At 74.0% G+C, this 18,281-nt stretch carries 14 protein-coding genes and 1 tRNA gene; 3 read left to right on the top strand and 12 right to left on the bottom strand.

Annotated features, from left to right (window positions below; all coding sequences use genetic code 11):
• A partial coding sequence (locus tag ACTJK8_RS03095; RefSeq protein WP_440761503.1) for an ABC transporter substrate-binding protein occupies positions 1 to 732 on the bottom strand: 732 nt, incomplete at its 3' end.
• A gap of 325 nt (positions 733 to 1,057) precedes the next feature.
• Here ACTJK8_RS03095 and ACTJK8_RS03100 point away from each other — a divergent pair.
• Positions 1,058 to 2,083 carry a cyclase family protein gene (locus ACTJK8_RS03100; RefSeq protein ID WP_440761504.1) on the top strand — a complete coding sequence of 342 codons (1,026 nt, stop codon included), beginning with the start codon at positions 1,058 to 1,060 and terminating at the stop codon, positions 2,081 to 2,083.
• A gap of 40 nt (positions 2,084 to 2,123) precedes the next feature.
• On the opposite strand, the gene ACTJK8_RS03105 is transcribed toward ACTJK8_RS03100, so the two are convergent.
• From ACTJK8_RS03105 to ACTJK8_RS03130, 6 genes are all read right to left on the bottom strand, one after another.
• Positions 2,124 to 4,136, bottom strand: a complete 2,013-nt coding sequence (locus ACTJK8_RS03105) for an SDR family NAD(P)-dependent oxidoreductase (protein WP_053621725.1) — start codon at positions 4,134 to 4,136, stop codon at positions 2,124 to 2,126.
• A gap of 92 nt (positions 4,137 to 4,228) precedes the next feature.
• On the bottom strand, positions 4,229 to 5,080 hold the full coding sequence (locus ACTJK8_RS03110; protein ID WP_012318793.1) for a DUF1206 domain-containing protein: 852 nt from the start codon (positions 5,078 to 5,080) through the stop codon (positions 4,229 to 4,231).
• 133 nt (positions 5,081 to 5,213) lie between these two features.
• The gene (locus ACTJK8_RS03115; protein WP_012318792.1) at positions 5,214 to 5,555 is read right to left on the bottom strand and encodes a hypothetical protein; all 342 of its coding nucleotides are present in this window, start codon (positions 5,553 to 5,555) and stop codon (positions 5,214 to 5,216) included.
• Between the two features lie 47 nt (positions 5,556 to 5,602).
• Positions 5,603 to 6,166, bottom strand: coding sequence for a Uma2 family endonuclease (locus ACTJK8_RS03120; RefSeq protein WP_029360950.1), 564 nt, complete (start codon positions 6,164 to 6,166; stop codon positions 5,603 to 5,605).
• A gap of 128 nt (positions 6,167 to 6,294) precedes the next feature.
• The gene (locus ACTJK8_RS03125) at positions 6,295 to 7,539 is read right to left on the bottom strand and encodes a M23 family metallopeptidase (protein WP_059409956.1); all 1,245 of its coding nucleotides are present in this window, start codon (positions 7,537 to 7,539) and stop codon (positions 6,295 to 6,297) included.
• A gap of 101 nt (positions 7,540 to 7,640) precedes the next feature.
• Positions 7,641 to 8,108: a peroxiredoxin gene (locus tag ACTJK8_RS03130; RefSeq protein ID WP_012318789.1), complete on the bottom strand. Its 468-nt coding sequence runs from the start codon at positions 8,106 to 8,108 to the stop codon at positions 7,641 to 7,643.
• A gap of 184 nt (positions 8,109 to 8,292) precedes the next feature.
• Here ACTJK8_RS03130 and ACTJK8_RS03135 point away from each other — a divergent pair, with 184 nt between their 5' ends.
• On the top strand, positions 8,293 to 11,742 hold the full coding sequence (locus ACTJK8_RS03135; RefSeq protein WP_043374392.1) for a YhdP family protein: 3,450 nt from the start codon (positions 8,293 to 8,295) through the stop codon (positions 11,740 to 11,742).
• Between the two features lie 33 nt (positions 11,743 to 11,775).
• On the opposite strand, the gene ACTJK8_RS03140 is transcribed toward ACTJK8_RS03135, so the two are convergent.
• Both ACTJK8_RS03140 and ACTJK8_RS03145 read right to left on the bottom strand, forming a co-directional pair.
• Entirely contained in the window at positions 11,776 to 13,263 is a 1,488-nt protein-coding gene (locus tag ACTJK8_RS03140; protein WP_440761505.1) for a TROVE domain-containing protein, read from the bottom strand.
• A 356-nt stretch (positions 13,264 to 13,619) separates the two neighbouring features.
• Positions 13,620 to 13,686, bottom strand: a tRNA-OTHER gene (locus tag ACTJK8_RS03145).
• Between the two features lie 603 nt (positions 13,687 to 14,289).
• Here ACTJK8_RS03145 and ACTJK8_RS03150 point away from each other — a divergent pair.
• Positions 14,290 to 14,583 (top strand): helix-turn-helix domain-containing protein, encoded by a 294-nt coding sequence (locus ACTJK8_RS03150; RefSeq protein ID WP_012318786.1) that lies wholly within the window; start codon positions 14,290 to 14,292, stop codon positions 14,581 to 14,583.
• A gap of 25 nt (positions 14,584 to 14,608) precedes the next feature.
• Here the strand turns inward: ACTJK8_RS03150 and ACTJK8_RS03155 are convergent, their stop codons facing one another.
• The 3 genes from ACTJK8_RS03155 to ACTJK8_RS03165 all read right to left on the bottom strand — a co-directional run bounded on the left by ACTJK8_RS03155 (position 14,609) and on the right by ACTJK8_RS03165 (position 18,191).
• A complete protein-coding gene (locus ACTJK8_RS03155; protein WP_012318785.1) occupies positions 14,609 to 15,382 on the bottom strand; it encodes a ferredoxin--NADP reductase in 774 nt (257 codons plus the stop codon).
• Between the two features lie 316 nt (positions 15,383 to 15,698).
• The gene (locus ACTJK8_RS03160; RefSeq protein ID WP_012318784.1) at positions 15,699 to 16,649 is read right to left on the bottom strand and encodes a ring-cleaving dioxygenase; all 951 of its coding nucleotides are present in this window, start codon (positions 16,647 to 16,649) and stop codon (positions 15,699 to 15,701) included.
• Between the two features lie 246 nt (positions 16,650 to 16,895).
• On the bottom strand, positions 16,896 to 18,191 hold the full coding sequence (locus tag ACTJK8_RS03165) for a M16 family metallopeptidase (protein WP_012318783.1): 1,296 nt from the start codon (positions 18,189 to 18,191) through the stop codon (positions 16,896 to 16,898).
• Positions 18,192 to 18,281: the final 90 nt, after the last annotated feature.

Consider the following 18,281-nt stretch of genomic DNA (forward strand, 5'->3'; position numbering starts at 1 on the left):
GATGCCGGTGACGATCAGGTCGGGCTTGGCCGCCTCGATCTTGTTGTAGATCGGCGTGAAGTCGCCCGTGTCCGGCGAGAAGCGGATGTGATCGACCACCTTCACGCCGATCTCCGGCAGGCACTTCTCGTAGCCGACGTCGAGCGGCCGGGTCCAGGCGGCGTCCTCGCTCATGATCGCGGCGGTCTTCACCTTCATCAGGTCGATCAGCAAGTCCTTGGTCGAGTCGCAGATCGACTGGGCCAGGGCCGCCGAGGTCAGGTAGCCGTGGAAGGTGTACTTGTTGCGGGCGTAGTCCTTGTGGACCGCGAGACTGATCTCGTTCGAGGCCGCGCCCGGCGTGATCATCGGCGTCTTGAGCCGGGCCGCCCAGGGCATCAGCGCCAGCACGACCTCCGAGATGTAGCTGGCGATGACGAGGTTGACCTTGTCCTCGGAGACCGCCCGCTGGAAGGCGCGGACCGCGTCGGAGGCGGAGGACTTGTCGTCGTAGGTGACGACCTGGATCTGGCGGCCGTCGACGCCGCCCTGGGCGTTGATCTCGTCGGCGGCGAGCTGGACGGCCTGCGGGATCGAGGCCCCGGCCACCGACTGGGCCTCGGCGATCACCCCGATCTTGATCGGATCGGCGGCCCGGACGGGCCCGGCGGCGACCAGCCCCGCGGCGATCAGCGCGGGCAGCGTGCGCCGAATCGGGGCAACCCGGGCGGCGGCGCGCACGGTCTCGGACATCGGCGTTCCCTCATCCCAGTGCCCGAATTTTATATTCGCGGGCTTGGCCCGGACTGTACCCGCGCTCCGACGGATCACAAGGGGCCGATCGGGATCGGCCGGTGACGTTTGCACCGAGTCGTTTTCCGCCCGGGGTATCGCCGCGCGCCGCCGCGGCCTAGGCTCGCCGCGGCCCTGCGAAGCGCGGGCCCGGCGGCCTCGAAGAAGGGCACGGTCTGGTGAGGAACGCACGCTCGGCCGCGGCCGGGGTTCGCCCCGGACCGCGGCCCTGGAGCCTCGGGAAGCGGCCCGCTCGGCACTCGGCGCGGGCAGGGGAACCACAGGCATGACCCTGCGCTGGACGCGGCGGCCCGAGGGCTCGACCTGGGGGGATTTCGGACCCGACGACGAGCTGGGCCGCCTGAACCTGCTCACCCCCGAGAAGGTGCTGCAGGGGATCGCGGAGGTGCGCGAAGGGCTCACCTTCTGCCTCAGTCTGCCGCTGGACCTGCCGGGCGGCAACGTCCTGAACCCGCGCCGCCACCCGCCCCAGATCACGCCGACGCGCCGCGCCAACGGCCGGCCGAACATGAACTTCCCGGTCTGCGAGGAGGTCGACGGCGCCACCGACGTGATCTGCGACGACCGCGCGCTGATCCACCTGCAATACTCGACGCAGTGGGACGCGCTCGCCCATGTCGGCGCGCTGTTCGACGCGGACGGGGCGGGCGCCGCGCCGACCTTCTACAACGGCTTCCGCGGCGGCCGCGACATCGTCGGGCCGAGCGCGCCGGAGGCGGCGGATGAGCCGTCCCGGGCCAAGCGCCTCGGGATCGAGCGCCTCGCCGAGACCGGCATGCAGGGCCGGGCCGTGATGATCGACCTGCGCGCCCATCTCGGCGACGCCAGGACCCGGGTGGGCTACGACCAGCTCGCCCGGATCCTGGAGGCCGACGGCGTCGTGGTGGAGCCGGGCGACATGGTCTGCCTGCACACGGGCTTCGCCGAGCGGCTGATCGCCATGGGCGGGAAGCCCGATCCGAAGCAGGTCCACACCCTCTGCGCGGGGCTCGACGGGCGCGACCCGCGCCTCCTCGACTGGATCACCCGCACCGGCCTGTGCGCGCTGATCGCCGACAACTACGCGGTGGAGGCCTACCCGGCCGGCCCCGGCCCCGCCTGCTGCGCGACGCTGCCGCTCCACGAGCACTGCCTGTTCAAGCTCGGGGTCAATCTCGGCGAGCTGTGGCACCTGACGCCGCTCGCCGACTGGCTGCGGGCCCGCGGCCGCAGCCGCTTCCTGCTCACCGCCCCGCCGCTGCGCCTGCCCGGCGCCGTCGGCTCGCCGACGACGCCGGTCGCCACGGTGTAGGGATCGGGGGCCCCGGGACGCGCTCCCGGGGCCGCCCGGATCAGCCGAGGGCGGCGGGCGCAGTGGCGGGCGCGGCGTCGGCGCGCGGCGGGCCGCCGGCCGGCGCCGCGGCTCGCTCCGCGGCTTCCTGGGGCGGCCCGGGGCGGAGGACGGCGCGCTCGCGGAAATGCGGGATGGCCGCCTCGAACACGGCCTCGGCGGCCGCCCGGTCGCCGGCCGACACGGCGTCGCGCAGCCGCGCCACCCAGGCGTCGAGCCGGTCCCGGTCGGCGAAGACCGGCCGCGCCGCCATCACCCCGTCGATGCCCGGCAGGGCGATCCGGGGCTCCTCGCGGGCGAACAGGATCTCGTTGAGCCGCTCGCCCGGCCGGGCGCCGGTATAGGCGATCTCGATCTCGGTGCCGGGCTCGAAGCCGGCCAGCCGGATCATCCGCTCGGCCAGGTCGGCGATCCGCACCGGCTGCCCCATCTTGAGCACGTAGACCGCGGCGCGCTCAGCGCCCGCCCGCGCCTCGCCGTCGGCGTGCGAGGCCGCCGTCAGCACGAGGTCGCAGGCCTCGCGCACGGTCATGAAGTAGCGGACCATGTCCGGGTGGGTGACGGTGACCGGGCCGCCCCGGGCGATCTGCGCCTTGAACACCGGCACCACCGAGCCCACGGAGCCCAGCACGTTGCCGAAGCGCACGGCGATCAGCCGGGTCGGGTGGTCCGGCCGCGCCGCCTGCGCGGCGTCGAGGGCCTGGGCGACCATCTCGGCGAAGCGCTTGGTGACGCCGAGCTGCGAGACCGGCTCGATCGCCTTGTCGGTGGAGATCATCACCAGGGCGCGGGCGCCGGACGCCACCGCCGCCTCGGCGACGTTGATCGAGCCGAACACGTTGGTCTTGATGCCCTCCTGCCAGTCCCGCTCCAGGTAGGGCACCTGCTTCAGCGCGGCGGCGTGGAGCACGTAGTCGGGCCGGAACGCCGCGATCACCGCGTGCGTCCGCTCCCGGTCGCGGATATCGGCCAGCACCCCCGTCACGGCGGCCTCCGCGGCCAGGATCGCGGGGTGGCTGAGGATGCCGTGGAGCGCCGGCTCGGAGGATTCGAGCACCAGCACCGCCGCGGCCCCGAAGGCCACGGCCCGCAGGCAGATCTCCGAGCCGATCGAGCCGCCGCCGCCGGTCACCACGACCCGGCGGCCGGCGAGGAACGCCTCCAGGCGCGGCCGGTCGATGGCGACGGTCGGCCGCAGCAGCAGGTCCTCGATCTCCAGCGGCGCCAGTTCCGGCCCCTGCACGCCCTCGCCGAGGCCGACGACCCGGGCGAGGGGCAGGCCGAGGCGCCGGGCGCGGGCGATCAGGTCGTCCGGCGCCGCCTCCGGCACGAGGGCGCTCGGGGCGGCCACGAGCCGCCGCACCGGCTCGCCCCGCGCGGCGAGGTCGGCGACCACCCGCTCGAGATCCGGGAAGCCGCCGAGCACCGGCACGCCGCGCATGAACTGGCCGCGCTCGTCCGCCCGGGGCGACAGGATGCCCCGCGGCGCGAGCTTCCGCACCGAGCCCGACTCGATCGCCCGGATCAGCACGTCCATGTCGGCGCCGCGCCCCAGGAGCAGGGTCGGGACGGTGGCGGCCCGCGCGCTCGACTGCCGGGAGCGCGTGTCCTTGAGGTAGCGGAACGCCAGGCGCGTGCCGCCCAGGAAGAAGATCTGCAGAACCCAGTAGAGCAGGATCGCGATCTTGCCGAAGAAGTAGAAGCCGTAGAGGTCGGACGAGACCAGCACCCAGTCGATGACCAGCAGCGCCAGGGCCAGGACGCTGGCCGCCCGGACGATGCCGGCGAGGTCCTGCAGCGAGGCGAAGCGCCACTTCGTCCGGTAGAGCCGGAAGCGGCCGTAGACGAGGCCGGCGAGGACCAGGAACGGCGGCAGCAGCAGAGGCAGGGCGTGCAGGCGCTCGGCCAGCATGCCGCCCTGGAAGCGGAACAGGAAGGTGAGCACCACGGCGGCAGCGGTCGCCGCGAGGTCGTGGGTCACCATCACCGCGGTCTTGTAGAGGCGCTGCTGCATCGTGGGCCGGATGGGATGCCGGGGGTATCCGCCGCGGCACCGGCCCTGTCAACGCGGCCCGTCCGGGGCCGGCGGCCGCGCGGGCGCGGGCCTCAGCCGAGCGCCCGGGCCGCCGCACCGGCCGCATCGTCCACCCGGTCGATGTCGGGGGCGTCGATGTGCCGGTAGCGGGCCTGGATGAGCCCGAAAGCCCCGAAGGCGGCGTGGCCGGCCGCCACGAGCCCGAGGAGGATCCAGCCGTAGGGCTGGGCGCGCAGCAGCGCGAACGCCTCGGACAGGCCCTTGGCATCCGAGGAGCGCTGGTGCCACGCCGCCGCCACGAGGAACCCGCCGATGATCAGGAAGGCGAGGCCCCGCGCCGCGTAGCCGAACCGGCCGATCGGGCCGGCCCAGCGGTCCCGGGCCCGGGCGTCGAGGGCGAGGCGGTCGGTGACGTCCCCGCGCCAGGCCTTGCCGAGGAAGCCGAAGCCGCCCGCCACCACCGCGAGGCCGACCAGGGCCACGAGCCAGCGGCCGAAGGGCTTGCTCAGGAGCCACGCGGTCCCGTCATGCACGCCGTCGCCGCCGCTCATGCCCAGGCCGAGGCTGAGCGAGGCCGCGCTGGCGGCGAGGCCGAGATAGAGCCCGGCGCTGATCAGGTGGGCGCCGCGCACCGCGAGGCCCTTGGCGGAGGTGCCCCGCCGGTCGGCGTCGGTGATCCCCTCGACGAGGCGCCAGAGGGCGAAGCCGGCGAGGCCGAGGGCGATCAGGCCGACGACGGCCGCGCCGAACGGACCGGCCATCACGGCGCGGAGCGCGTCCTTGCTGTCGCCGGCCCGGCCGCCATGCCCCAGGGCCGCCAGCAGGGCGAGGGCGCCGACCACGATGTAGACCACGCCGCGGGCGCCGTAGCCGAAGCGGGCGATGCGCTCGATCGCGTTGCGGCCGCCGGGAAGGGTCCTCATCGGCGGGACCGGGCTTCGGGGAATCGGGCGTCGGGCACGGGCGGCATCCTGTCGGGCGGGCCTGTCGGGCGGGAGCGTTCAACGCCCGGCGGCGCGCACCCGATCCGTTGCCGGCACAACCTCCGCGGCCGCCCTACATCGGCGTCCGCTCGGCCCGGCCGGTGAGCGCCACGTAGAAGCCGAGGCCGTCCTGGGCCGGCAGGGTCTGGAGGCGCTCGATCAGGCCGCGGCGCTTCGCGTCGAGGAGCAGGCGCCCGGCCGGCTGGAACAGGGTCTCGCCGCCGCCCTCCGGGGGCGGATCGAGCCGGATCGCCACGGTCTTGCCCTTGGCGAAGCGGCTGCGCTCCAGCATGTCCTTGAGCGAGGCCTCGGCGGTCGCCCGGTTGGTGCCGCGCAGGTCGAGCACCGACTCGGCGTCGGTCACGCCGAGGGAGCCGCGCAGCTTGGCCGCGTAGAAATCTTCGAAATGGGGCAAGTCGGTGCCTTGATGCTTCGCCGTTCGATCAGGTGGGGTGCGGCCGCTCAGAAGGCGAGACCGCGGTAGAGGTCGCGCACCGGCACGGCGCCGTCGAGCTCCGGCAGCGACACGGTGCCGTCGAGCCCGAGGGCCGCGACGCTCCAGTCGTCGCCCGCGCGCCGCCAGACCTCGACCCGCGCCTCGTCGGAATAGACGATCAGCAGCACCGCGAGGCTCGGCACGGTCCGGTAGAAGTCGATCTTCCGGCCGCGGTCGAGACTCATGGTCGAGGGCGAGAGCACCTCGGCGACGAGGAGCGGGTCGGCGGCGTAGCCCTCCGGCAGCGGCGGCCCGCACCGCACCACCACGTCGGGGATCGGGGCGAAATCGCCCATCGCGGCGCTGAGGATCGCCAGACCCGGCATGGCGCGGCAGCCTCGCGGCTCCGACAGGGCGTCGAGTCGTCCCGCCAGGTTCATGACGATTCGCCGATGCCGCTCCCGCGGCGGCGCCATGAGCATCGGCTCGCCGTCGAGCAGCTCCCAGCGCTCGTGCGCGGGCCGGCCCTCCACCCAGAGCCTGAACTCGGACACATCCATCCGCGCGTCGCGCTTCGCGGCCAGAGCCATCGCCGATCCCCACCTCGGCCGGATCGTAGCACCGGGCCGGCCGCCCGCAACAGGTCCGGCCCGGAAGGCCATCCCCGCGCGGGCGTCGCGCGTCACGGCGGCCCGCACACGGCGACCACCGCGACGGCTCAGTCGGCGCCGAGCCCGGCCGCCGCGACGGTGGCGCCGGCCTCCAGGAAGCGCTGCGGATCCACCGGCTCGCCGTCGATGCGGGTCTCGTAGTGGAGATGCGCCCCGGTGGAGCGCCCCGTCGAGCCGACGGCGCCGACCGCGTCGCCCGCGGCCACGCGCTGCCCGGGGCGGACCGCGATGCGGGCGAGGTGGCCGAACCGGGTGGTGACGCCGTGGCCGTGGTCGATCTCGACCATGTTGCCGTAGCCGCCCGCGGCCTCGGCGGCGATCACCCGGCCCGGCGCGGTGGCGCGGGCGGGCTCGCCGTACTCCGCCTTCAGGTCCAGCCCGGTATGGAGGGCGAGGCCGCGGGTGAAGGGGTCGAGGCGCGTGCCGAACGGGCTCGACACGGTCGCGCCTCCCCGGATCGGGCGTGCCAGGGGCAGGGTGGCGGCGAGCCGGCGCAGGCGCTGGCCGTCGTCGAGCGTCCGCCGGGCCAGGGCGAGGCCCTCCGCGAAGCCGGTGCCGTCCAGGGCGCGGCCGTCAAGGGCGCGGCCGTCCAGAGGCACGAGCGGTCCGCCCAGCCCGGCGGCCGGTGCGGCCGCGCCGGTGCGGTCGGGATCGAGGCGGTCAGGGTCGAGACCGGTGCGGCCGATCAGGCCGCGCAGCCGCCGCACCGCGTCCCCGGCCCGGGCGGCCAGCCCGGCGAGGCGCTCGCCCTGGGCCGCCTGAACGCCGTCGAGCCGGGCCTCCAGCCGGATCAGCCCGGTCTCGGCCTCGCGCGCGCCGCGCCGCGGCAGGGGATCGCGGGCGGAGCGCGGCTCCGGAGCCGGACCCTCGGTCGGGCGCAGGAAGAGATCGTCGTAGCCCCCGCCGCGCGCTCCGTCGGGCCGACCGGGCAGGGCGCCGGTGGCGGACGGCTCGGGCAGGGCCTGCCGCGCGAGGTCGGCGAGGGCGGCGGTGCGCCGCTCCAGCTCGGCCTGGCGCTCCAGGGCGGCCGCGACCCGGTCGGCCAGCCCCGCCTCGCTCCCCGCCCGGTCGCTCCGGTCGCGGTCGAGCCGGTCCAGGAGCTCGCCGATGCGCGCCTCGTAGGCGTCGCGCAGGGCGGCCTGCCGGGCCACGAAGCCGGCCAGCACGTCGTCGTGGAACACGATCAGGTAGGAGGCCCCGAGCGCCCAGGCCAGCGCCAGGGCGAGGCCGGCGGCGAGCCAGGGGGTCGGCCGGTGCGGCCTGAGACGCGCGAGGAACTTCGGAGGCTGCATCGGGACGGCACCGGAGGAGCCGCCATTCAGACCTCGGTAGGGTTAAGGATCCGTCGCGCGCCGGGCGTTCCGCCGATCCGGGCGGCGGGCGTCAGGGGGCGTCAGGGCAGCGCGCGGGCGGCCGCCAGGACGGCCTCGGCGTGGCCGGGCACCTTCACCTTCGGCCAGATCCTGGCGACGCGCCCCTCCCGGTCGACCAGCACGGTGGTGCGCTCCACGCCCATGTACTTGCGCCCGTACATGCTCTTCTCGACCCAGACGCCGTAGGCCTCGAGCACGGTCTTGTCCTCGTCGGCGGCGAGCGGGAAGGTCAGGCCGTACTTGCCGCAGAACTTGTCGTGGCTCTTCACCGGGTCCGGCGACAGGCCGACGACCTTGGCGTCCGCCTCCGCGAAGGCCGGCAGCAGACCGTTGAAGTCCTGCGCCTCCAGCGTGCATCCGCTCGTGTCGTCCTTCGGGTAGAAGTAGAGCACGACTTTGTGACCGCGGAGCGCGGACAGTCCCACGCGCCCTCCGCCCGAGGCGGGAAGGTCGAAATCGGGGGCGGGATCCCCCTCTGACAGCGGCATCGTGCCTTCCTTTCGGCCGATTGATGATGTGCAACCGATCTCGTGCGCCGGCTCGAGCGATGGGCCCCGCGCACGTCCGAGCCAAGCCCGGAGTCGCGGCCGCTGTAAAGCGCGGGCGCGCTTCGATCCACCGGCCGCGGAGCCCGAGGGCGCCGCGCGCAGAGACCCCGGAACAAAGGTCCCGATGGCGGACGAGACAACGCCGGCATGCAGGCCTCGGGGGAAGGCGCGACGCGTCGGCGGCGTCTGCCTCGTGAGCGCCCTCGCGCTGGTGCTGCTCGTCGGCGCCGGTGTCGGCCTCGTGGCCCTGCGCCTGTCGAACGGGCCGCTGCAGATCGACGGCCTGTCGCGCCGCGTCGCCGCCGCCGTGGCCGAGCGGATCGGACCCGGCTGGAGCATCGGGCTGCGCGGCAGCAGCCTGGAGCTCGACCGCGAGAACGCGCTGAGCCTGCGCTTCTCCGGCCTCGACATCCGCAACCCGCAGGGTGACCTCGTGGTGCGCGCGCCCCTGGCGCTCGTCAGCCTCGACCTCTGGAGTCTCCTGCGGCTCAACCTGCAGCCGCGCTCGATCGAGTTCCGCGAGACGCAGACCACCGCGCTGCTGCACCGGGACGGCTCCATCGCCTTCGCGGCCTCGGAGGCCAACCACCCGGTCGACGTCGCGCCGCACACGCCGCCGAGCGTGGACGGGGTGCGCGGCACCGTGTCGCCGCTCTCGGCCGCGATCGCGTCGATCTTCGGGGTCGTCCTCGATACGGGCGGCGTGGTCGGCGCCCTCGACCGCGCCCGCGTCACCGACGCGCGGCTGCGGCTGATCGACGAGGACGGGCACGAGCGCGCGGTCTTCGCGCGGGTCAACGGCCTGTTCGGGCGCGACCCGGTCAACGGGACCCGGAACTTCGAATTGCGGCTCGACGGGCCGCACGGCGAGTGGCGCTTCGGCGGCACGCTGCGCGACGGCGCCGACGGACAGGAGCGCTCGGGCGTCATCACCCTCGACGACCTGCCGGTCACCGATCTCCTGCTGCTCTCGGGCCAGTCCGGCCTGCCGCTGACCACCGACCTGAAGCTCTCGGCCCGCGCCGACGTCAGCCTGACGGCCGGCCGCATCCGGACCATGAACGCCAAGCTCCACACCGGCGACGGCACGTTCCTGATCGAGGAGAAGGACTTCAACCCGGTCACGGTCGAGAGCCTCGACGCCTCGCTGGACTGGGACGAGGCCAACCGCGTGATGTCGCTCACCGGCCTGGACTATCGCGGGGCCGGCAACGCCGTGCACCTCACGGGGACGTGGAAGGGCGGCCCGCCCGACGCGAGCACGGCCTGGACCGCGACGCTGGCGAGCCGCGACGCCACCTTACGCGGGGCGACCCCGCAGGACGCGCCGGTGAAGATCGACGCCCTCGACGCGCAGCTCTCGGGCCGCGACGGCGGCATCGCCATCGACGCGCTGACCCTGTCGGGGCCCGGCGTGAAGGGCGCCATCACCGGCACGATCGGCACCAGCGCCGACGACGGCGGCCTGACCCTGCACCTCGCCGGCCACGACGGCGAGGTCCGCACCGGGCTGCGGCTCTGGCCGGAGCACATCGCCCCGCCGGCCCGGACCTACCTGGTGGACCAGCTCCGCCGCGGCCGCGTCGATTCCGTCGACATCAAGGTGAAGATGTCCGGCTCGGTCCTGGCCGCCGCGACCCGGGGCGACCCGGCCCCGGACGACGCCGTCCACATCGACTTCCACGTCTCGGACGCGGCCATCGACGTCACCGCCGACGCGCCGCCCGTGACCAAGGGCAACGTCGTCGGCGTGATCACCGGGCGCTCGACCACGGTGCGCAACGTGACCGCCGAGGTCCACGGGCCGGACGGGCGCGGGCTCGCCATCTCGGACGGCAGCTTCGTCATCCCGCAGATCACCCCCGACCGGGTCGTGGCGCAGATCGGGATGCGGCTCTCCGGCGGCGCCGACGGCATGGCCTCCGTGCTCCAGGCCAAGCTGTTCAAGAGCGTGATGAGCGTCGACCTCGACCCCGCCACGATCAAGGGCAGCGCCGACCTGCGCGTCGACTTCCCCCTCGACCTCAAGCACATCCCCGACCTGCCGGACCTGCCGGTGACGCTGACCGGCTCGCTGGCCGACCTCTCGGTCGACAAGGTGATGGGCCGGGACCGGCTCGAGTCGGGCCGGTTCAACCTCGTCTACGACCGAGGCGCCTTCACGCTGAAGGGCGACGGACGGGTCGCGGGCGCGCCCATGTCGGTCGACCTGCGCCAGCCGAAGGTCGGGCAGCCCGGCGAGGCGGTGGTCAACGTGTCGCTCGACGAGGCGGTCCGCGGCCGCAAGGGCCTGCCGACCGCGCCGCAGCTCACCGGCACCATCCCGGTCCGCGCGGTGGTGCAGATCGGCCGGCCGGGATCCGGCAAGCCGCCGATCCGGGTCGAGGCGGATCTGGCGAAGGCCGGGATCGACGGGCTGATCCCGGGGCTGACCAAGCCCCCGGGCAAGCCGGGGCGGCTCACCTTCACCCTCGTCGACGGCGGCCAGACCTTCGACCTGCGCGACTTCGCCCTCGACGCGGCCCCGGCGAGCGCCCGCGGCACCGTCTCGATCACCCAGGAGGGCGGCCTCGAGCGGGCGGACCTGAGCAGCGTCAAGCTCTCCCCCGGCGACGACCTGCGCGTGAGCCTCGACCGCACCGGCGGCGGCTACAAGGTCGTGGTCCGGGGGGCGGTGGCCGATGCCCGGCCGTTCCTGAAATCCCTGGGCGGCCCCGACTCCAAGGGCGGCCGGGAGGCGAAGGACGCGAATCCGAAGGATATCGACGCCGACATCCAGGTGCCCATCGTCACCGGCTTCAACGAGGAGGCGCTGACCGGCGCCACCCTGAAGCTCGCCCTGCACGGGAAGACCCTGCGGGCCGCCAACATCACCGGGCGCTTCCGCGCCGCGCCCTTCGCCGCCACGGTGACCCGCGGCGAGCGCGGCGTGCCGACCCTGGCGGTGGAATCGGCCGATGCCGGCGCGACGCTGCGGTTCGTCGACGTGTACCGGCGGATGTATGGCGGCCGGCTGACGGCCGGGATCGGCCTCAACGACGGCCCGCAATCCGGCGTCGTCCAGATCCGCGACTTCATCCTGCGCAACGAGCCCGCGCTGTCGAGCATCATGGCGCAGGGCCCGGAGCCGACCGACGCGGAGACGGCCCGCGGCCGCCGGGTCGCCCCGGGCCGGGGGGCGGGCGACGTCACCTTCGACCGCATGCGCGCCAATTTCGTGCGCACCGGTACCCGCGTCGACTTCACCGACGCGGCGATCTCGAACGCCGCCATGGGGTTCACCCTGTCGGGCTGGCTCGATACCGGCCGCGAGCGCACCGACATGACCGGCACCTTCGTGCCGCTCTACGGCCTGAACAACGTGGCCTCGCAGCTGCCGCTGCTCGGGCCGCTGCTCGGCGGCGGCCACAACGAGGGCCTGTTCGCGGTCAATTTCCGCGTCTCCGGCAAGCTCGCCTCGCCGGACGTGAGCGTGAACCCGCTCTCGGCGATCGCCCCGGGCTTCCTGCGCAAGCTGTTCAGCGCCGGCGGCGGCCCCTTCGCGGACGGGATGCCGGGCGTCCCGCAGCAATAGGGCGGGCAGCCCGGAAGAGCCGCCCGCCCCGTCTCACGCGCGGATGAAGTCCGCGATCACGGCCGGAGCCGCGGTGTCGAAGCCGACCACGTCGAGCATGCCGGGATCCTCCGGGTCGGCGATGCTGAAGCCGTTGGAGACCAGCCCCACGACCACCAGCTTCGCCGGGATCCCGGTCTTCTCCCGGTACGCCCGCAGCGCCTGGACCGGGTGGACCGGCCCCGCCCAGGTCTCCGAGTCCGTGTAGACCACGAACGCGTCGGCCTTCACGCCCCGCTCCAGCGCCCAGCGCATCGGCAGGGCGCAGTCGGTGGCGCCGAACGGCAGGTCGGCGGTCGCCCGCACCGCCTGATCGAGTCGCGTCGACGGCCCGATCGGCAGCGGCGTCAGCGCGGCCCCCTGGCTCCAGGCCCGGCCGGCCTCGGCGGTGAAGCCGAGCACCTGCCAGCGCTCCTCGGTCGCCGCGGTGACGAGCGCCATCGCGGCGGCGGCCTCCCGGGCCGTGAGCGTCGAGCCCGCGACCGTGCTGGCGCCCATCGAGCCCGAGACGTCCAGTGCCAGCACGAGGCGCTGGCCCGTGGGCTCGACCGCGCCGAACGCCGTGTAGAACGCGGCGTTCAGCGCCTCGACGATCGCCGCCACCGGCTCCCAGGTGAGCGTGCCCCGCTGACCGCGCCCGGAGGCGTAGGTCGCGAGGGCCAGCAGCAGCGCCATCGGGTGCAGGCGCGCCCGCAGGATCCGCTCCCGGTCCGACAGGACCGCCCGGACGTGCTCGGTGCCCTCGGAGAAGGGCGCGAGCACCCCCGCGGCCGTCAGGCGGCCGAGCTGGCGCACGAGGGCTCCGACCGGCATCCGCTCGATCAGGGCCTCGTTCACCGCGCGGCTGCCCATCAGCCCGGTCGGCAGCGCCTCCCAGGGCAGGCCGTGGGAGCGCACCAGGGCGGCGGCCACCGCCCCGTCGACGCCCGGTGCCTGCACCCGCGCGAAGGCGTGGATGATCCCGGGTGCGGCCTCGGTCACGGTGCCGCGGCAGATCCAGTCGAACAGCGCCTTCCGGGCGGGCTCCTCCGTCTCCGGGTGGGCCAGCCGCAGCAGGTCGCGGTGCGACCAGCCCTGGCGGGTCCGGTACTTCACCGCCTGGAAGGCCAGGGCCTCCACGGGCTTCGTGCAGTACCAGTCGCCGACCGCCCGGCGCAGGCCCCGGCCCCAGCCGCGCATCGCCTCGACCGAGGCGGCGAACCGGAACAGGTGCGTGCCGGTGCGGCAGACCCGCGGCAGGGCCGCGAGGGCCGCGCGCCGGGTCGCGAGGTCCGCCGACGCGGCGGCCAGCGCCAGGGCGAAGATCGCCGGATCCTGCTTCGGAGCCCGGCCGCCCTCGGAGCCGAGGACCAGGAAGCGGTCGAGCCGCGCCCAGTCGCCGACCGCGAAGGCGTGGCCTCCGGCGGCGTTCGGCACCGTGCCGGGGATCGGCTCCGTCTGCGGGGTGGCGCGGAGCCGGAACATCTGTGCGAGCTTCGTCATGGCGGGCTCCTCTCGGTCTCTCCTCTCTCCATCGCGGCCGATCGCCGGCCGGTGGCGCGTCCCGGCGCGCGCGGTCGGGCGGGGACGCGGCCGCGGCGCGTCGTCCACCGCCGCTCGCGCGCGGCCGGTATCTCGTGTGGTCGGGGGCGGGGTTCCGTCCGGCCTGGCGCGGGCGTGGCGGCGACGAAGGGCTTGTCCGATGCTCTGCTTGAGCGACGGGCCTGACGGCCCGGCGGGAGTCGCACCCGCACCCCTCGGATCCCGATAACCTTCGTCCTCCGGCCCGCGTCCGGGCGATGCGGGCGTGGGGTGGGGAACGGTGTCCGGGCGCTCTATCGGGGCTGAGCTACGGGCCTCGCGGCCCGGCGGGATTCGAACCCGCGACCTCCCTTCGGTGAAGATAACCGTTCCTCTCCAGCCCGCATCGTCGGCCGGGATCCGCGCACGGTCGGCGCCCCGGTCGTCTCGCGGGGTCCTGCGGTCGTGGTGTCGGGGACGGGCATGAGCTCCGGCGACCGCGCGGCCCCCGGCGGGGATCGAACCCGCAACCTCCGCGGGACAAGCCCGCGGCGCTCTACCGATGATAACCGTCCCCTGCCGGCCCGCAGGGTCCTCGAGACGCGCTCAGCCTCTCGGGCCGAGAGCCCCGCGATACGACCGTAACGGTCGCATCAGCCCGGGACGGGCGAACGCCGCGACGTCGATGCCGTCGTGCTGTTTCATGCCATGCTCCGTCCGAACGGGGCTTCGGGTGACGCGGGCGTGTCGATGAGGCTCGGGGGGATCCGTGACAGGGATAACCGAGCGTCTCCGGCCCGCGCCGGTGAACTGCGATTGGCTGCCGGTGGCGACCGACGCGAAGGGAACCGGACTCTTCCGCCGCGGCGCGCGGGCCGCGGATACAGGGAGGGTGCGGAAACTTCAGATCACCGGCCCGGCAGGCCGATGGCGCGGTGGATACGGTCGCGCTCGGCCTGCGTCAACCGGAAACTTGATAATTCTTTCAGTTCGGGCGATCCCGGATCCATGATCACTGCCGCCCAGATCCGCGCCGGCCGCGGACTTCTCAAGTGGACGCAGGGGGTTCTCGCGAGCCGCGCCGCGGTCTCCGTCGTCACCCTGAACATGATCGAGAGCGAGCAGGTCCAGCCCCGCACCCGGACCCTCGCGGCGATCCGCGCGGTCCTCGAGGGGGCCGGCATCCGCTTCGTCGGCGACCCGCAGGAGGGCTACGGCGCGATCCTGCGCCCCGCCCCCGAGGCCGGATCCGGGGACGCGCCGGCACAGAAAAGCCCGGCGCGGCGGACCGCACCGGGCTGAAGCCGAACCGGCCTGCGCGGACGCGCTACTTCTCGACGAAGGCCTTCTCGATGACGTAGTGGGCGGCCTCGCCGTGGTTGCCCTCCTCGTAGCCGCGGGAGGACAGGAGCTCGCGGGTGTCGCGGATCATGTCGGGGCTGCCGCAGAGCATGAAGCGGTCGTTCTCGATCGACATCGGCGGCAGGCCGATATCCTCGAACAGCTTGCCCGAGACCATCAGGTCGGTGATCCGGCCGCGGTTGCGGAACGGCTCGCGGGTGACGGTCGGGTAGTAGATCAGCTGGTTCGAAATCATCTCGCCCAGGAACTCGTGGCGCGGCAGCGTCTCGGTGATGGTCTCGCCGTAGGCCAGCTCCTGCACCTGCCGGCAGCCGTGGACAAGCACGACCTTCTCGAACCGGTCGTAGGCCTCGGGATCCTTGATGATCGACAGGAACGGTGCCAGCCCGGTGCCGGTGCCCAGCAGGTACAGGTTGCGGCCCGGCAGCAGGTTGTCGAGCACCAGCGTGCCGGTGGGCTTCTTGCCGACGATGATCGGGTCGCCGACCTTCAGGTGCTGCAGCTTCGAGGTCAGCGGGCCGTCCTGGACCTTGATCGAGAAGAACTCCAGCTCCTCCTCGTAGTTGGCCGAGACCACCGAGTAGGCGCGCAGCAGCGGCCGGCCCTCGACCTCCAGGCCGATCATGGTGAACTCGCCGTTGCGGAACCGGAACGCCGGATCCCGCGTCGTGCGGAACGAGAACAGGTTGTCGGTCCAGTGGTGGACCGACAGAACGCGCTCCTCGTAGAACTTGCTCATCGACGGATCAGTCCTCGAATCCTCTGACGCTCGGCTCACGGTCCCGACGATTCGGGTCCCGTGGTGCGGGGGATCCCCGCCGCCCCGCTCGGGCGGGGGTGGATCCTCGGCAGGGAACCCGCCCGGATCCGGATGCGAACACACGCGCGCTGCTTCTTTCGCAGTTGCAGCACGCCCGTCAAGGCGCGCCGGGATCACACACGCGAAAGAAGTGAACGGCCTGGAATCGTTCGAATATTTAGCGTCTTCGCGGACGCCCCGCAGCGTCGCCCGGGACATGGGAGGGTTGCCGCCGGGCGGGCCCCGCGCCGCGCCCTCAGGCGGGGGCGCCGGGCCGGAGCGGCGTCAGCCCGGCCTCGATCTCGGCCCGGCGCGGCTCCAGGAACGGCGGCAGGGCCAGGCGCTCGCCCAGGGTCTCCAGGGGCTCGTCCGCGGTGAAGCCCGGCCCGTCGGTGGCGATCTCGAACAGGATGCCGTTGGGCTCGCGGAAATAGAGGCTGCGGAAGTAGTAGCGGTCCACCGGCCCGCTGCTCGGCACCCGCGCCGCCCTGAGCCTGTCGGCCCAGGCCTCGTACGCCCCGTCCGGGATGCGGAAGGCGACGTGGTGGACCGCGCCCGCGCCCTGGCGGGCCGGCGCGGACCGGTCGGCCAGGAGCTGGAGCTCCGCGGCCGGGCCGCCGGGTCCCATCGCGTAGACCTCCACCGGGCCGTCCCCCGTCTCGAAGGTGCGGTCCCGGCGCATGCCGAGCACCTCGGTCAGCACGGCGGCGGTGCGGGCCGGGTCCGGAACCGACAGCCGGATCGGGCCGAGGCCGCGGATCTGGTAGGCGGCCGGCACCGGCGATCCGTCCCAGGGATGCTCCGGCCCGGTCCCGCCATCGTCCACCAGGGCGAGGCGCTGGCCCTCTGGATCCTCGAAGTCGAGGGTGAGGCGCCCGTCGCGCGCGACCGGCTCGGCCTCGACGAGGCCGGCCTCGCGCAGGCGCGCGTGCCACCACGCCACCGCGCCCTCGCCCGGGACGCGCAGATGCGTGCGGGTGATGCTGCTGGAGCCCCGCCGCTCCCGGGGCGCCGGCCAGTCGAAGAAGGTGATGTCGGTGCCGGGGCTCGCCAAGCCGTCGGCGTAGAACAGGTGGTAGGCCGAGACGTCGTCCTGGTTCACCGTCTTCTTCACGAGCCGCAGCCCGAGCGTGCCCGTGTAGAAGGCGACGTTCTCCGCCGCGCGCGCGGTCACCGCGGTGAGGTGGTGAATGCCGGTGAGCTGCATGTCGGTCCTGGGGTTCGCCGCGTCCGCCTCAGGTGGGAAGCGGCGGCGGCTTTGCGAGCGGCCCGCGGATCGGGAGGCCGGCACCCGTTCCTCCGGCGCAGCGCCGCGGTCGGCCTGCACCGGTCGCCGCCCGGGAGGCGCCACGCCGCTCCGGGCCGCGCCCCGGAAGGGCGAAGGGGTCGCGGCGCGCCGATCGTCCCCCGGACGCGGCGGATCTTGCGGAGCCGCGTTCCCGAGCCCTGGCCCTCAGAGCCCGACCGGCCGGCCGGCGGCGACCACCAGCATCTTGCCGTCCGCGAAGGTGCGGGCGGCGGCCCGGCGGATATCCGCCTGGGTCACGGCCGACACCATCGCGTTGCGGCGGGCGATGTAGTCCATGCCCAGCTCCTCGAAGGCGATCTGCACCAGCTGGTGGGCGATCTTGGTCGAGGTGTCGAAGCCGAGCGCGTAGGAGCCGGTCAGGTAATCCTTGGCCTTCTGCAGCTCGTCGTCGTCCGGCCCGTCGGCGATCAGCCGGCCGATCTCGTCGCCGATCACCGACAGGGCCTCGCCGACGCGCTCGTTCTTGGTGGCGGTGTAGCCCCAGGTCATCGCGGCCGACCGGTGGCTGACCAGCGAGGTCCCCACCGAGTAGGCCAGCCCGCGCTTCTCGCGCACCTCCTGGAACAGGCGGGACGTGAAGGCGCCGCCGCCGAGGATGTGGTTCAGCACGTAGGCCGGGATGAAGTCCGGGTCGCGCCACGGCACGCCGGCCATGCCGAACCGGATCACCGACTGGGGCACGTCGAGGTCGACGATGACGCGCTTGCCGAGATCGTGCACCTCGGTGCGCGGCACCGCCTTCAGTTCGCCGGCCTCCGGCAGGGCCCCAAAGGCGCGGTTCAGGCCCTCGGCGAGCTGCTCGGCGCCGATGGCGCCGACCGCCGCCACCTTCACCCGGCCCCGGCCGATGATGCGGGCATGCATCGCCAGCAGGTCGTCCCGGGTGATCGCCGTCACGCTCTCCACGGTGCCGGAGGACGGGCGGGCGTAGGGGTGGCCGGCGAAGGCCTCCTTGAAGAAGCGGCGGGAGGCGAGCACGCCCGGATCGTTCTGCTGGTAGCGCAGGCCGGCGATGATCTGGGCGCGGACGCGCTCGATCGCGTCGGGGTCGAGGCGCGGCTTGGCCAGCGCCAGGGCGAGGAGCGCGATGCCCTCGTCGGCGTGCTTCACCAGCATCTTCAGCGAGCCGCCGACCGCGTCGGCGCCCGCATGGAACGACAGCTCGATCGCCCGGGCGGCGAGCCGCTCCTGGAACAGGTCGGAGGTGAGGTCGCCGGCGCCCTCGTCGAGAAGCCGCGCCAGCATCTGCGCGCAGCCGGCCTTGCCGGCCGGGTCCTGGGCGGCGCCGCCCTCGAAGGTGAAGGCCAGGGCGATCATCGGCACCACCGGCGACTCGACGTGCCACGCCTCGATGCCGGGGGCGGTCGTCACCGGCAGCGCCGTGGTCGGCGAGCTGACGGTTTGGGCGGTGGTCTCGACCAGAGTCTCGGCCAAGCTCATGGGAACCTCGTGTCTCTTTCTCGGGCGACGGCGGAGCGGGCCAGGGCTCCCGTTCGGCACGCGCCCCGTCCGGCCCCGTCACGGGCCCGG

Origin of the sequence: Methylobacterium sp. 22177 (assembly GCF_052045615.1) — a bacterium.
Taxonomy (GTDB): domain Bacteria; phylum Pseudomonadota; class Alphaproteobacteria; order Rhizobiales; family Beijerinckiaceae; genus Methylobacterium; species Methylobacterium radiotolerans.

Bases quoted from the DNA above. Each gene is read 5' to 3' on its own strand.
- ACTJK8_RS03100 (WP_440761504.1), top strand. From the start codon at position 1,058: ATGACCCTGCGCTGGACGCGGCGGCCCGAGGGCTCGACCTGGGGGGAT.
- ACTJK8_RS03105 (WP_053621725.1), bottom strand. From the start codon at position 4,136: ATGCAGCAGCGCCTCTACAAGACCGCGGTGATGGTGACCCACGACCTC.
- ACTJK8_RS03110 (WP_012318793.1), bottom strand. From the start codon at position 5,080: ATGAGGACCCTTCCCGGCGGCCGCAACGCGATCGAGCGCATCGCCCGC.
- ACTJK8_RS03120 (WP_029360950.1), bottom strand. From the start codon at position 6,166: ATGGCTCTGGCCGCGAAGCGCGACGCGCGGATGGATGTGTCCGAGTTC.
- ACTJK8_RS03125 (WP_059409956.1), bottom strand. From the start codon at position 7,539: ATGCAGCCTCCGAAGTTCCTCGCGCGTCTCAGGCCGCACCGGCCGACC.
- ACTJK8_RS03130 (WP_012318789.1), bottom strand. From the start codon at position 8,108: ATGCCGCTGTCAGAGGGGGATCCCGCCCCCGATTTCGACCTTCCCGCC.
- ACTJK8_RS03135 (WP_043374392.1), top strand. From the start codon at position 8,293: ATGGCGGACGAGACAACGCCGGCATGCAGGCCTCGGGGGAAGGCGCGA.
- ACTJK8_RS03140 (WP_440761505.1), bottom strand. From the start codon at position 13,263: ATGACGAAGCTCGCACAGATGTTCCGGCTCCGCGCCACCCCGCAGACG.
- ACTJK8_RS03150 (WP_012318786.1), top strand. From the start codon at position 14,290: ATGATCACTGCCGCCCAGATCCGCGCCGGCCGCGGACTTCTCAAGTGG.
- ACTJK8_RS03155 (WP_012318785.1), bottom strand. From the start codon at position 15,382: ATGAGCAAGTTCTACGAGGAGCGCGTTCTGTCGGTCCACCACTGGACC.
- ACTJK8_RS03160 (WP_012318784.1), bottom strand. From the start codon at position 16,649: ATGCAGCTCACCGGCATTCACCACCTCACCGCGGTGACCGCGCGCGCG.
- ACTJK8_RS03165 (WP_012318783.1), bottom strand. From the start codon at position 18,191: ATGAGCTTGGCCGAGACTCTGGTCGAGACCACCGCCCAAACCGTCAGC.